This window comes from Paraglaciecola sp. (genome assembly GCF_039964565.1).
In the GTDB taxonomy this organism is placed as follows: domain Bacteria; phylum Pseudomonadota; class Gammaproteobacteria; order Enterobacterales; family Alteromonadaceae; genus Paraglaciecola.
The window spans coordinates 1-14431 of the sequence record NZ_JBDVXF010000035.1 but is presented as its reverse complement, the minus strand read 5'-3'; the positions used below and the strand labels follow the sequence as shown (position 1 = coordinate 14431).

Annotated in this window: 10 protein-coding genes; 7 read left to right on the top strand and 3 right to left on the bottom strand. The window is 41.5% G+C overall.

Annotated features, from left to right (window positions below):
• Window positions 1-202 precede the first annotated feature (202 nt).
• The gene (dnaK, locus tag ABJK37_RS16255; protein WP_348356194.1) at window positions 203-2104 is read right to left on the bottom strand and encodes a molecular chaperone DnaK; all 1902 of its coding nucleotides are present in this window, start codon (window positions 2102-2104) and stop codon (window positions 203-205) included.
• 333 nt (window positions 2105-2437) lie between these two features.
• Between dnaK and ABJK37_RS16250 the strand changes: the two genes are divergently transcribed.
• The 6 genes from ABJK37_RS16250 to ABJK37_RS16225 all read left to right on the top strand — a co-directional run bounded on the left by ABJK37_RS16250 (window position 2438) and on the right by ABJK37_RS16225 (window position 8291).
• Window positions 2438-3223, top strand: coding sequence for a Crp/Fnr family transcriptional regulator (locus ABJK37_RS16250; RefSeq protein ID WP_348356192.1), 786 nt, complete (start codon window positions 2438-2440; stop codon window positions 3221-3223).
• 221 nt (window positions 3224-3444) lie between these two features.
• Entirely contained in the window at window positions 3445-3942 is a 498-nt protein-coding gene (locus tag ABJK37_RS16245) for a (2Fe-2S)-binding protein (protein WP_348356190.1), read from the top strand.
• Window positions 3939-6194, top strand: coding sequence for a molybdopterin cofactor-binding domain-containing protein (locus ABJK37_RS16240; protein WP_348356188.1), 2256 nt, complete (start codon window positions 3939-3941; stop codon window positions 6192-6194). The genes ABJK37_RS16245 and ABJK37_RS16240 overlap by 4 nt, the downstream gene beginning before the upstream one ends.
• A 471-nt stretch (window positions 6195-6665) precedes the next feature.
• Window positions 6666-6866, top strand: coding sequence for a hypothetical protein (locus ABJK37_RS16235; RefSeq protein ID WP_348356186.1), 201 nt, complete (start codon window positions 6666-6668; stop codon window positions 6864-6866).
• 43 nt (window positions 6867-6909) lie between these two features.
• Window positions 6910-7683, top strand: a complete 774-nt coding sequence (locus ABJK37_RS16230; protein WP_348356184.1) for a class I SAM-dependent methyltransferase — start codon at window positions 6910-6912, stop codon at window positions 7681-7683.
• Window positions 7684-7775: 92 nt separating this feature from the next.
• Entirely contained in the window at window positions 7776-8291 is a 516-nt protein-coding gene (locus tag ABJK37_RS16225; protein WP_348356183.1) for a ClbS/DfsB family four-helix bundle protein, read from the top strand.
• Window positions 8292-8659: 368 nt separating this feature from the next.
• Here the strand turns inward: ABJK37_RS16225 and ABJK37_RS16220 are convergent, their stop codons facing one another.
• Both ABJK37_RS16220 and ABJK37_RS16215 read right to left on the bottom strand, forming a co-directional pair.
• Window positions 8660-9562, bottom strand: a complete 903-nt coding sequence (locus ABJK37_RS16220; protein WP_348356181.1) for a DNA ligase — start codon at window positions 9560-9562, stop codon at window positions 8660-8662.
• A gap of 154 nt (window positions 9563-9716) precedes the next feature.
• Window positions 9717-11807 carry a winged helix-turn-helix domain-containing protein gene (locus ABJK37_RS16215; RefSeq protein WP_348356179.1) on the bottom strand — a complete coding sequence of 697 codons (2091 nt, stop codon included), beginning with the start codon at window positions 11805-11807 and terminating at the stop codon, window positions 9717-9719.
• A gap of 158 nt (window positions 11808-11965) precedes the next feature.
• Here ABJK37_RS16215 and ABJK37_RS16210 point away from each other — a divergent pair, with 158 nt between their 5' ends.
• Complete coding sequence (locus ABJK37_RS16210; RefSeq protein ID WP_348356177.1) at window positions 11966-14287, top strand: CocE/NonD family hydrolase; 2322 nt, start codon at window positions 11966-11968, stop codon at window positions 14285-14287.
• The last annotated feature ends 144 nt before the right edge of the window (window positions 14288-14431 follow it).

The following is a 14431-nucleotide window of genomic DNA, read 5'->3' as shown; positions in this document are numbered from 1 at the left end:
TTCGTATATTACATTTTTTTCAACGCAATGATTCAACGAAATTCGAATGACAGGCGTATATACAGTGAGTAGGTTTTGTGATTGTTCACACAGTGCATTATTTTTTATGCAAAAAACGCCCCTAACATCAAATGCTAGGGGCGTTTACACAGACTTGATAAGTGCTTTCAATCATGAATACTTATCATATTTGCTTCAATTATTAACCGTTGCTGACATCTTCAAAGTCCGCATCAATAATATCGTCGTTTGCGCTGTTTTTGTCTGCATGTCCTTGCTGCTGACTAGTTTGCGATTGTTGCTGTGACTGTTGTGATTGCATTATGCCGCTGTAAGCGTCTTGCAACGCTTTTTGGCGCATTTCAATCGCAGCTTTATCATCTCCATTCACCGCCATTTTCAACTGTTCGATTAAAGTTTTAAGCTGGGTTTGTTGCTCTTCAGCTAAAGACTCCATCGAGGTTTGTACCGTATGAATCAAATGATCGGCCTGATTACGTTGCTCAACAAGTTCACGCTTAAGTTTGTCTTCTCCAGCGTGCTGTTCACCTTCTTTTACCAAGCGATTAATTTCATCTTCCGTCAAACCACTCGAAGCAGTAATTTCAATGCTTTGCTCCTTGCCCGTTGCTTTGTCTTTGGCTGATACTTTCAAAATACCATTTGCATCAATATCAAAGGTCACATCAACTTGCACTGAACCTCGGGGGCCTTGGCTAATATCCGTAAGGTTAAATTGGCCTAAGGACTTGTTGTCTGCTGCCATTTCGCGCTGGCCTTGCAATACATGTACTGTCACGGCACTTTGGTTATCTTCTGCTGTAGAAAAGGTTTCAGAAGCACGTGATGGTATGGTGGTGTTTTTCTCAATAAGCTTGGTCATGACACCACCCAAGGTTTCAATTCCTAATGACAGAGGCGTAACATCCAGTAGTAAAACATCATCTACTACCCCGGATAACACACCGGACTGAATTGATGCACCCATAGCAACGGCTTCATCAGGGTTGACATCTTTGCGAGGTTCTTTTCCAAAAAACGCGTTAACTGCTTCCTGTACTTTTGGCATGCGTGTTTGTCCGCCTACCAAAATGACCTCGCTAATCTCACCTTTACTTAAACCGGCATCTTTTAGCGCTTGTTCGCATGGAGCAATGGTACTTTTCACTAAATCGTCGACTAATGATTCTAATTTAGAGCGAGTCACCTTCACATTTAAATGTTTAGGGCCACTAGCATCAGCTGTTATGTAAGGTAAATTCACTTCAGTTTGTAATGCCGATGATAATTCAATTTTAGCTTTCTCAGCGGCCTCTTTTACACGTTGTAGTGCCAAGGAGTCTTGCTGAATATCAATACCAGTATCATTTTTGAATTCTTCAACTAGGTAGTTGATAAGGCGTAAATCAAAATCTTCCCCTCCTAAAAAGGTATCACCATTGGTGGCTAACACTTCAAATTGTTTTTCACCGTCTTCGTTAGATATTTCAATTATCGACACATCAAAGGTACCGCCACCTAAATCGTAAACGACCACTTTTTGTTCACCCTTATTGGTATTACCTACACCATAAGCTAACGCCGCCGCGGTTGGCTCGTTTATGATTCGTTTGACGTTTAACCCTGCAATCTTACCTGCATCTTTGGTTGCTTGACGTTGTGAGTCATTAAAATAAGCCGGAACTGTGATGACTGCATCGGTAACGGTTTCGCCTAAATAGGCTTCTGCATCTTTTTTCAATTTACGCAAAATTTGTGCAGACACTTCTTGCGGCGACAATGCTTTACCATTAACTTCAACCCAAGCATCGCCATTTTTTGCTTTGACTATTTTATAGGGTGCTAAAGCAATATCTTTTTGCACTTCTTTGTCGTCAAACTTACGGCCAATCAAACGCTTAATCGCAAATAAGGTATTGTTGGAGTTGGTTATCGCTTGTCTTTTTGCTGGTTGCCCCACTAGAGTTTCGTTGTTTGCGTATGCCACAATAGAAGGCGTGGTGCGGTTACCTTCGGCATTTTCAATAATTTTAGATTTGCCGCTTTCCATTACAGCTACACATGAGTTTGTTGTACCTAAATCAATTCCAATAATCTTAGTCATAATAATCACCTATCAGTTAATAAAAAAAGTCTGAAGCTTTATGGCAGTCTCCCAATAAGCAGTTTGACTACAAAAACAACCTTGTTGAAACCGAGCAATATGTCTTGGTTTAACTTAGGATGTTTGGTTAGTGGCGCTATAATACTCAAGAGAAAAAAATGCTTCTGTCACAAATATGACAGTATTGATTAAATTGTTTTTAGTCGTTAATAAATATAAGAATCAATGGATTAGCAGAGGAAGTAGGGATGTTAACGATTTCTAGTGGTTTGGTTATCTGCCCTCAAAGCGTTAGAATAACCACCCTTAGGTCAGAGCACATTCACAGATACAATGGAGAAAAACATTTCTCATCTACCTCACAAAGCTAGCCCTGTGCTGGTTAAACAAGCTAACCTTTTTGCGGATTTACCGGCAAAGTTAATTGAAGATTTTCAACAAGAATTTCAACTTAACGAATGGCAAAAAGGAGACTACTTCAACTCTGCGTTATTGACAGAGCGCTTTTTTGTGGTCATTGAAGGACAAGTTGAGATTAAACAATGTAATCCCGAAACGGGTAGGGAAGCCACGTTAGATATGCTCTATGCCGGTGATTGTTTTGATTTGATTGTGCTTTTAGATGGCCAGCCCCATGATGTGATTGTGTCGCCTTTAACAAAAATACGCTTGTTATCGGTTAAATTGGAAACTATGCGCCAGTGGTTGTGGAGCTATCCTGAATTCAATCAACAGTTTATGCCCTACTTAGCACAAAAAATGCGCGAAAAAGAAGAGTTGGCGAGTAGCTTAATATTACACAATGTCACCACGCGCTTAAGTCGAATCATTCTAAAGCATATTAATAAAATTAAGTTTTTTATCAGCGGTAAAGAGGATGAGCAACAACATGTAGTGACTGGTTTAACTGACGACACTTTAGCACGCATGTCTGGAACCGTCCGACAGATAGTGAACAAACAATTACAGCAATGGAAAAAAGACGGGACCCTAGATAAAAAACGTAATCAACTGATCATTAAAGATTTAGAGGCGTTAGAAAAAGAAGCTAAATCCCCGCAAACTTTCCCCAACGTGCCTTTGTTGCCTGCTCAAACACAGTCAAAGCATAAACCTTAATTAGGATTAAACAGCAAGACTGGTGTGTTGAATAATGTGGGCGGATCCTTTATTTTATTGACTCACATGAATGAAACTACTTACTCGTTTTTAGGGTCACTAGTAGTTATCGAGTCATTAGTCTGCTTATGTAAAGCGACCATTTCATTTTTATAAACTTAAACAAGCAACGTAAATCAAATGTGCGACTATCGTTTACTTACGGCAATGGAGATAAAACTATGATTACGTTTACTGTCAACGGCGAAACTCGCGAATTTTCGGGGGATCCTACTACCCCCGTACTTTGGTATTTACGTGACGAATTGCAACTGACTGGGTCTAAATTCGGATGTGGTATGGCACAGTGTGGTGCATGTACTGTTCACGTTAACGGTGTAGCACAGCGTTCTTGTGTGTTGCCGGTTTCAGCGGTAGCAGGCAGTAAAATAACCACCATAGAAGGCTTAAGTAAAGACGGTGATCATCCTGTACAGCAAGCATGGATAGAGCATAAAGTGCCTCAATGTGGCTACTGCCAATGCGGTCAAATGATGCAAGCCGCCAGTTTACTAGCAAGTAATCCTACTCCTTCTGATGAAGAAATTGTGCAGGGTATGTCGGGCAATATTTGTCGATGCGGCACTTACCCTCGGATCCATAAAGCGATTAAATCTGCGGCCAAAACCATGGCTGGTGTTGAATACTATATTCCTGACACTGAGGGAGAAAAAGCATGAGCCAATATTTTGATTTAACTCGTCGTAGTTTTTTAAAGTCTAGCGCCGCGGCAGGCGCTTTAGTGCTTGGTACCTACTTTGCTGGCGCTGCCCCTAGAGCAATGGCAGGGGTACTTGCCAAATCATCAGAGACCGCAAAAGCAGCCAATTTATTTGTTGCCCTACGCCCTGATGGCATAGTTGAAATTACCTGTCACCGCTCTGAAATGGGGCAACAGATCCGTACCGCGCTGGCGCAAATTGTGGCCGATGAAATGGAAGCCAGTTGGGACAAAATTGTGGTGATACAGGGCAAGGGTGATCCTAAGTATGGAGATCAAAACACCGATGGTTCCCGCAGTATTCGCTACAATATGCAACGTTTACGTGAGATGGGCGCCAGCGTTCGTTACCTTATGCGACAAGCCGCCGCGACACGTTGGAATGTGCCTATTGACGCTTGTTCTGCAGAGCAGCACCTCGTTACCCATAGCTCAGGAAAAACCCTGACTTATGCCGAATTGGTAAATGATGCCTTGAGCATTACGCCGCCTGCGCTAGATAAAATTTCCCTTAAAAAACGCAGTGAATGGCGTTATATCAATACCGCCATGGAACATATCGATCTCAAAGACATAGTGAAGGGGAAAGCGACGTTTGCTGCAGATGTATTAGAACCTAAAGCACTTATTGCGGTCATTGTGCGCCCCCCTGTAGTGGGCGGAAAGGTCAAAAGTTTTGATGCAAAAGCCGCCAAAGCAACAAATGGCGTGATTGATGTAATAGAGATCCCCGCATCACAAGGCACACCTTTATTTCAGCCTAAAGGCGGTATTGCTATTGTTGCCAAAAATACCTGGGCAGCCATACAGGGTCGCCGAGCATTGGCGGTAACTTGGGATGATGGAAAAAATGCTGATTACAATTCAGAAACGTTTAAGGCGAGCTTACTCGCCACTGTTTCATCACCACAGTCGTCGGTGCGTGAAATAGGAGATGCCAAGAGTATCCTTGCCAAAGCCAGTGATAAGCTGGTGGCAGATTATTATGCTCCTCATTTAGCCCAAGCACCTATGGAGCCACCTTGCGCAACCGCAATGTATCAAAAAGATCGCGTAGACGTGTGGGCGGCAACCCAAAACCCTCAGGCCGATATGGACACTGTGGCTGCGATGGTAGGCATGCCAAAAGAGAAAATTAACGTTCACGTTACTATGTTAGGTGGCGGTTTTGGACGTAAGTCAAAGCCCGACTTCTCAGCAGAAGCGGCTTATATTTCAATGAAAACCGGACAGGCTATTCGTGTTCAATGGACTCGTGAAGACGATATACAGCATAGTTTCTACCACGGGGTATCGGCTCAACACATTGAAGCGTCGCTAGATAAAAATGGCGCCATCGAAGCTTATTTGCACCGCACTGCGTTTTCTCCCATTACTTCAACCTTTCAAGAAGGCGCGACCGTGCCTGGTAGCTTCGAGTTACGTTTAGGCTTTACAGATAATCCCATTAACACCCCCAATATGAAGTTGGAAAACGGTGCCGCGCCCGGAAAAACCCGCATTGGCTGGATGCGTTCGGTATCCAATATTTTTCACGCATTTGCTATTCAGTCATTTATTGCTGAAGCCGCGCATAAAGCCGGCCGAGATCAAAAAGACTATTTACTGGAAACCATTGGCCCTGATCGTATTGTGGATGTGACCGAGCAACATGCACAATACGATAACTACGGTGGCGATAAAGCCACTTACCCGTTAGATATTGGCAGGCTGCGCCATGTTATTGAAAAAGTTGCCGACATGAGTCAATGGGGTAGGAAACTTCCTAAAGGGCGAGGTTTGGGGATCGCAGCCCATAGAAGCTTTTTAACCTATGTGGCTACTGTGGTTGAAGTAGAAGTGTCAGATAGCGGCGAACTGAAAATTATTAAGTCTTGGGTCAGTATTGATGCCGGAACAGTTGTTAATACCGATACCGTGATTAACCAAGTACAAGGTGGCTCTATCTATGGCATTACCGCCGCTATTAGCGAAGGCATTACATTTGATAAAGGTCGCGTTCAGCAAAGTAACTTTCACGACTACCGTGTTCCTCGCATGAGTGATTCGCCATTAGAAATAGAGGTGGAAATTATCCCCAGCGATGCACCTCCGGCGGGTGTGGGTGAGCCTGCCACTCCTGTTTATGCCCCGGCTTTGTGTAACGCCATTTTTGCTGCATGTGGCAAGCGTATCAGGCAGTTACCCATTGGTGATCAGCTTAAAGCGTAGAGCCAACTAGATTAGTGGCCTAAGCCCAGTAATAAGCCTAGTAAATGGTTTAGGGATAGACTGGATACCATCAATGTAACAAGCTCCTTGGTTTCTCCCAAGGAGCTTGTTACGTTTTTTAGCGGGTTAGTATTAGTCATTTTGATTTGGGTACGAACAGTAGAACACTCATAAAACGCGGAGTACCTTTTAGGGTAAGGTCCTAAGGATTAAAGGTGATGAAAGTGCCTATCGATGGCAGCTGTTGCCATTGCTTATTAGAAAATCAGCTAGGCTGATAAAGTGTTTAGAGTCATAACGTTGGCCTTATTCAAGATATCAAGTTTTATGCAGCTCACGTCATTAATACTAAATAGTGGAAACAGTATATAAAGACGTGTTTAAACTCTGTAAATTAAAGTGACCACTGCAGCGTAAATATAAACTTCGCCAATTTCTGCTTAGATTGGTACACACAAACAGAAGGAAATCATGGTTATAAGACTGTTAGGAATTATTGTAGGTTTGCTCTTTGTCGTTTTGTCGCCAGTTATGGCATATAACGAAGTAGAATCGCCGGCCATGTGTATATCCATTTTCATTATGGGCATAGTATTTTTAGTTTATGGCGTAAAAGGCAATCAAGGTTTATTAAAAATACTCCCTAAAAACTCTAATTTAAAACTTTGGTAAGGTTTGTTTACTAAGTCACCGTTATTAATAAGTAGGAGCCAAAATGGATTATTTGAAAATTAACAAGGAAGCTTGGGATAAGCGAACACAGGTTCATGTGGGATCAAAGTTTTATGATGTTGAAGCCTTTAAAGCTGGAAAGTCGTCACTTAATACCATTGAACTTGAGCAAGTGGGTAATGTTGAGGGCAAAAAATTATTACACCTGCAATGTCACTTTGGTTTGGATACGTTGTCATGGGCTAGACTAGGCGCTAAGGTGACTGGCGTTGATTTATCTCCAGCGGCGATAGAACAGGCAAATAAACTGAAGTCGCTGCTAGGATTGCAGGCTAATTTTATTGCCAACGATGTGTATCAGTTTGGTCATCAAAATACACAAACATTCGATATTGTATTTACCTCATATGGAGCACTGTGCTGGCTTCCCAATCTAAATAAATGGGCAAATACTATTGCCAAATCACTTGTGTTGGGCGGAGAGTTCCACCTTGTGGAGTTTCATCCCTTCAACGACTTACTAAGTGGTTACTGCTATTTCCCACGAAATGAACCTGATATTGAAGAAGAAGGGACGTACACAGAAAACTGCGATGGTACTAAATCAACCATACTAACTTGGGCGCACTCATTAAATGAGGTAATCAATGCGTTAATTTTAGCAGGCTTAAGTATCGAGCATTATGGCGAGTATGCATTTAGCCCCTATGATTGCTTTGAAGACCTTGAGTATGTTGCTGGCAAGGGATATCAAATGTTACACAAAGGCCAGCAGGTGCCACTAGTTTATGCCATTAAAGCTCGAAAAATTGCCTAACAAGCTTAGCGTCGATATCCGGCCATTCACAATTAGTGGTAGCACGTTTATGATTTACGGTTATTGTCAGCGGCATTTGATTGGAGTGGTTTGTGGCATCAGTCCCTACTAATAAGCACGAGTTGCAACTCGCTATTCAGCAGGTCTTTGACAAAATCCTTGTAGACTATGAAGATATTCCCACCAATTTATCTAGAACTCTGGGGATAGAAGGAAACGTTAAGGGAACTGAAATCAGTGTGAGTGACACACTTGCTTATTTAATCGGTTGGGGGAAGCTAGTTATTAAGTGGTACCGCCTATCCTCAACAAACCAGCCTGTAGACTTTCCAGAAAGCGGTTATAAATGGAATGAATTAGGTAAATTAGCGCAGAGTTTTCACTACGAATACCGTGATTGGAGCTATGGCGATTTACTATCCGAATTTAAACGAACAGTCAATGAAGTTTTATCTCTTATAGACTCATTGAGCGACTACCAGCTGTATGGTCTAGCTTGGTATGAAAAATACACACTAGGAAAAATGATCCAATTTAATACCTCTTCACCAATGAAAAATATGCGTGCTAAGGTCAGAAAATTTAAGAAAAATCATGGTGTAACCTAGCGTTAGTGTTTTGTGGCTGAAACAACAGTGGCAGCGCTTTTCAGCCAATCTCGGTAAATAGCACGTTTAAGTCCAGCGGTGTTTTTAGTAACATATCCCTTACTTAACCTGAACTCGGGATAAGCCATACCGTCCAGCACCGCTATTATTGCGCCTATCTTTGTTGAACTTGCTCTCAATAGCTGGCTATTGCTTCACAAGCTCGCCTTGATAAACACAATAATACCAGCACTGGATGCATTAAATTGGCGGCTAGATAAATGATAAGATTGTAACCTATTGTTTTTATAGGATTTACTTCATAGGACGCGGCACGTCTTAACCCGACCTCAGGTTACTTGTCGCGCTAATCAGTCCGCCAATTTTTATCACTGTGATTGAGGATTCATTGCAGGTTTAACCCGCAAGAAGCTCGCAAAACGCGGAATGCCTTTTGCGGTCAGTCCGTAATATTTAAATGTGATGACTGAGTCTACTGGAGGTGGGTTTTGTCGTTGTATGTCAGAAAAGCCAGAGCCGATTTTAAATTGTATGCCAGAGTCTAGCTCTACCAACATAGAACCTAACAAACCTTGATATTTACCTTTCCCTGGAAGATGGGCAATCACTGTCGCTTCGGCGTCTTGGTGTTTTTTTAGTTTGAGTAAACTGTTGCTTCTACCGTCTTCATAATACGCTTTTTGATGATGTAACATCAGACCTTCGGCGCCATTGGCCACTAAAAAGTCTAACTTGTCGGTGAGTTGTTGATGAGTGTCTAGTTTAAATTGTGGGATCACCTTTACGTTGGGGCTGGCAATAGTATCGGCTACCGCATACAGTGCAGTTAATCTTTGGGTAAAAGTACCGCTATGCTCAGGCAAATCGAACAACATGAATTTGATGTTTTTCCAATCATCAGTTGGTGCGTCGCGTAAAACAATAGACGCTGTTTTTTCAAAGCTATCGCGGGCCAACCATAACTCACCGTCTATAACTTGTGATGGAAAATCTTTAGTAAACCAAGTAGGGCTGTGAATAACATTATTGTTGCGAGTAACCAGTGCCGAACCATTCCAGCGAGCGCGAATGCCGTCTAATTTTTCACTGATCCAATAATGTTTAACTACTATGTCGTTATGGTAAGAGGTTGCTAGTTGCTGTTTGAGATGGTTCGTTGCGTTTGCAGTAGTATTGGGCTGTTTTTCAGAGGAAAAAACTGAAACAGTAAAAAATATTACAAAAGCCAAGTGAGAAATCACTAAAGCCAAGCGAGAAATAGTCGTGTCCATATTCGCTGCCGTCCATGTCTTTGAATAATCTTGAGCCTAGTCCAAAAAACTATGAGGTGTTAGATCTATTTGTGAAAACTCAGAGATTAGAAGGGGTTCTCTAACACTGAGTTTTGGTGTTTTTACGGGGCACCAAATTGGGTGTTAGCTAAGATTACTCATCTGCAATTGTTTGGTATATATCGGCCTGCAAGCTATCAGTGGTATGATAAAGTAACCCTCGTTTAGAGAAGTCAAAATGATAACTGTCTACCTCAAATAGTTTTGTAGCGGGTTGTTGTAAACTCTCTTTGAGCATTAAATAACGTTTTCCATTCACAACGTTTTGCCAGGCCCACTTAGTCCCATTTTTTTTCAACTTGAAGTGGCGGCCAGCCACTAGGCTCAATTGCTTCAGTTCTTCATTGTTTATTGGTTCTTGTTCAGATGAAAAGAATAGCTCGCCGTTTTGATGTTGCCATAACAGGTCATCTGGATCGGCAGAGTATTGGATGAATGCCCACTTTTCGTCTTCATAGCTAACCTGATGAGTGTTAATGTCATAATAATTCACCCGCCAACCTTTTTCAGTTTCAGTGCTATAGGCAAAAACGTGATCATTTTTCCAAGATACACCACGCATCTCTATTTGTGGGATCTTTAGGGGTTCTGAATGGCCAGTTTTCGTGTCAATTAAATAAATCTGATTAAGGCCCAAGCCTAACAAATAGTTGCCGTTGTATGACCATAACAAGTCGATGATATGGCGACTATCATTAAAATTACTGAGTTTAGTGAGGTGCTTTCCTTGGGTATCGGTAAGCCAAATTTCTTCACTTCCAGTGCTTAAACCAACAAAGGCAATTTGTTGGTTGTGGTGTGAAAAAACCGCGAGTCTATCGTCTACAGAGGTGTTGGCGACAAACACCTCTGTTTGTTTTTCAATGTCATAAAATAGGGCGTTTTGATTCACGTAGCCGGCAATAAACATGTAGTCTTTGCCGTTAATGTGTCTTAGTGGAGTGCGCAGTTGTTGACTTCCAGAATAGACAACCTGCCTGTCTTTGCCTGTTTGGTCATAACTGACTATTTGATATGCAGGATGCTCTCCCATTAACACCACTCGTTCTCCGCTGTGGTCCCATATTCCGCAGCAAATGAAGGCATCTTGTTTAAATAATAGGGTTAATTCATCAGTGTCTAAGTCTAGAGAGTAATAGCCCTCCCACTGTTGTTTATCAGGGGAAGAAATTAACAGTTTATTTTGTGTTGGGTGAAGGTCAAATTGGTTATTGCCAGCAACAAATTGTTGTGGTTGATTTAGGCGACGTTTGGCACCCGTGCTTAAATTCATTTCGAACAGAGTATAAGGCGTGCCATCTGATTCGGTGTAAATCACCTTATTGTCATCGTGGGTAAAGCTAATTCTACCGTAACTTCCAGCGGGGCAATTGTGGATCAATTTTGCTTCGCCAAGGGTTAACCCATTGATTTCACGCAAATAGTATTGGCAAGAAGTGGATGATGCGACTAGATAAACCAGTTTGCTACCATCGCTATTCCAGGCAGCAGGACCAACGCCTAAGGCTTCATCATCATCATCATCATCATGCGTAATTTCGATGGTTTTTTCGTCTACTAAAGACTTTATCCATAAGTGAATTCTTTTTTCGGTGAATTCCATATAAGTAAGGTAATTGCCGTCGGGAGAAACTTGTGGCCAAGCATCATTTCCCGCGGTGCGGGTTAACGCCTTAACTGCGGTAATCGGCCGTTGTTTCTTTTCTTGCATTGCCCCAAATGTTATCCAGATCATTGTTGTCACAATAATTACTGTCAACAATGTTGCCGCGACAGCAAATCTAGCTTTTGAAATGACAGGAGGATGGTTTTGTTGTGTGGCCGGATTTGTCGGTGGTGAGGAAATTTTTAATAACGCCCCAGAAGAAGCTTCAGGCAATTCAGAGACAGAGGCTATAAACCTGTAACCTTTTTTAGGAAATGTGGCGATAAAGCGCGGCTTTCTTGGATCGTCATTGAGATTTTTTCGCAACTTATTGATGACTTTAGTGACAGCATTATCGGTAATGATACGTCCTCGCCACACCTTTTCAATGAGCTGTTCTCGATTAACTATTTCATCAGTATGTCGGCAAAAATAAGCGAGCAACTCAACCACCATAGGCTCGAGTTGCGATATTTCTTGCTCGAATTTTAAAGTTTGTTGTTTTTCACAAAACACAAACCCTTCAATTTGCCAACGCATCTGATTCCAAAAAATTTAGCTAAGTCACGGAAAAATAACACATTGATATAAAGCGGTCACCAAAAGTCACAACTCATCACGGATTTATCACTACTTCATTACCCCTTCAAACTATCGTTAGCCGCACAAACTAACCAATGACTACAGGAAAATTTTATATGGCATTTTCAAAATACAGCCTTTGGGTGAGCATAGTGATCAAGTATTACATTTTGGGCATAGTACTTTTTATTCCTATGATTGTTAGCGCACAGGAAAACCCCGTGCAATCTCACAAATTTGCGACGCCAAAAGCGCTACTAGCACACAAAGTTCAGAGCAAACAGCAGGCGATTGATTTACTGCAATCAAATGAATTTAAACAACAACTCAAGGCACTTGCTCTAAAAATAGACGCCACCCATCCATCAGAATTGACGGCACAAGAGGGTATTTCCCTAAGTTCAATACTCGAGCAGCATAATAAAACTATAAAATTGATTGAGACGCAGAAATATCCAATCAACTTTTATCATCATTTACTTTATACCCAAGCACAACAAACTAGTGGGTCTTCAAACGCCACCCTAGAACAACAAATAACGAAAATATTTACCCATTTGATGCAAAGTATTTCAGACGAACAGTTGTACAAAACCAGTTCGACTATGGGTTGGTCCTTGCCTATGGGGCAGGACTATATGTTGCACTTATTCAAAAACTATCAGCAAAACGACACCCTAAATGTTTATCAAGCAATCGACTTAATTTCTAACTATCAACTTTATAAAACCTATCAAAGCGTATTGCCAATTGTGGTGCCTATGATAGCTGCAGAAGAAAACAAACGTTATGTGGTCGATACTGATGTGTTAATCAAAACCCCGGATGGCGCGAGTATCTCTGCTCTAGTGGTAAGAAAACGAGGTGATACGCAAAAAAGAGCAAGCGCCATGCAATTTACAATTTATGCTGACGAAAAATGGGAAATTAAACAGGCAATGCATGCGGCCGCTCATGGCTATGTTGGAGTCAGTGCTAATACCCGTGGTAAAGCCAAAAGTCCTGATAAGATCATTCCTTGGGAGCGTGACGGAGAAGATGCAACTGCGGTGATTGATTGGGTTTCAAAACAGTCGTGGAGTGATGGTAATGTGGTGATGTATGGTGGCAGTTATTTGGGTTTTACCCAGTGGGCCGCAGCAAAACATATGCATCCGGCTCTAAAAACTATTGTTCCAATAGAAGCCGCCCATCCTTTTGTTGGCTTGCCCGTTGAAAACAATATTTTTATCACTCCTAACTATCAATGGGCATTCCATGTCACTAACAATAAAACCATGGATCATTCAGTTTACAACGACTGGCAACACTGGCGAAAAACCTATGATGAGTTATTCGAAACTGGCCGTGCTTTTAGAGACATTGATAAAGTAGAAGGCACTCCCAACCCTTGGTTTCAAAAATGGTTAAGTCATTCGAGTTACGATAGTTATTATCAAAACATGCTGCCTTATCAACAAGACTTTAAAAACATCAATATTCCAGTGTTGAGTATTACTGGCTATTTTGGCGCTTCTATTTCTGCTGCGTATTTTTTCAATCAGCATAACCAGTACAATCAGAATGCAGATCACGCCCTTCTGATTGGTCCTTATAATCACGGCACAGCTCAAGGTATTCCGCGTTCTTATCATAGTAACTATAAATTAGATGAAGTGGCGTTAGAAAAAGACACGCAGGAAATGACTTTTGAATGGTTTGATCACGTGTTATTCAACAAACCTAAACCCAAACTGGTAAAAGACAAGGTTAATTATCAATTGATGGGGAGTAATACTTGGCAACATAAACCGTCATTGACTGAACTCAATCAACAAGGGGTAACCTATTATTTAGGGGCAAAACAGGATGACAACAAACATTATCTCCTGACCACACAACCGCAAGAGGCTACCGATTATATTTCTCAATCGGTTGATATGAGTGACCGACAAACCCAGCACAATGCCCAAGAGTGGCAAGTTATTAAAAAGGAATTGAACGAACCCAATGGTCTAGTTTTTGTAACTGAAGAGTTTCAAAGCTCCCAAGAATTAACAGGTTCAATTACTGGGCATTTTGCTTTGGCAATCAACAAGAAAGATTTGGATATCGGCTTTAAGTTTTACGAACTAAAAGAAAATGGTGAGACATTTGCGTTATCTCGATATATTAGCCGCGCTAGTTATGCGCGAGATATGAGTCAACGACAGTTACTCACAGCCAATCAAAAAACCATTATTCCCATTGTTAATAGTACTATGACCTCGAAACTTATTAAAAAAGGTAGTCGTTTGGTGATGATTCTAAACGTGAATAAAAATCCCGGAGCTCAAGTTAATATGGGCACAGGCAAAGATGTGAGTGATGAAACCATTGCTGATGCCGGCGAACCTCTTGAAATTAAATGGTTTAGCGACAGCAAAATTCATATCCCACTGAAACCTTGGAAGATGTGATAGTTATACCAATCCATCCTAACAATTGATCGCTCAGCGAGGTTTAAAATCACCTAATCAAGGCGTTCGAATGAAGCAATAGTTATTCTATTGTAAGTTCGAGCAACGCAGAGTAGGTGCTTTTAAACCTCGCCCAAAGGGAGA

Excerpts from the sequence above, each read along its gene's own strand:
- ABJK37_RS16250 (WP_348356192.1), top strand. The coding sequence starts at position 2,438 with ATGGAGAAAAACATTTCTCATCTACCTCACAAAGCTAGCCCTGTGCTG.
- ABJK37_RS16230 (WP_348356184.1), top strand. The coding sequence starts at position 6,910 with ATGGATTATTTGAAAATTAACAAGGAAGCTTGGGATAAGCGAACACAG.
- ABJK37_RS16245 (WP_348356190.1), top strand. The coding sequence starts at position 3,445 with ATGATTACGTTTACTGTCAACGGCGAAACTCGCGAATTTTCGGGGGAT.
- dnaK (WP_348356194.1), bottom strand. The coding sequence starts at position 2,104 with ATGACTAAGATTATTGGAATTGATTTAGGTACAACAAACTCATGTGTA.
- ABJK37_RS16240 (WP_348356188.1), top strand. The coding sequence starts at position 3,939 with ATGAGCCAATATTTTGATTTAACTCGTCGTAGTTTTTTAAAGTCTAGC.
- ABJK37_RS16235 (WP_348356186.1), top strand. The coding sequence starts at position 6,666 with ATGGTTATAAGACTGTTAGGAATTATTGTAGGTTTGCTCTTTGTCGTT.
- ABJK37_RS16210 (WP_348356177.1), top strand. The coding sequence starts at position 11,966 with ATGGCATTTTCAAAATACAGCCTTTGGGTGAGCATAGTGATCAAGTAT.
- ABJK37_RS16220 (WP_348356181.1), bottom strand. The coding sequence starts at position 9,562 with ATGGACACGACTATTTCTCGCTTGGCTTTAGTGATTTCTCACTTGGCT.
- ABJK37_RS16215 (WP_348356179.1), bottom strand. The coding sequence starts at position 11,807 with ATGCGTTGGCAAATTGAAGGGTTTGTGTTTTGTGAAAAACAACAAACT.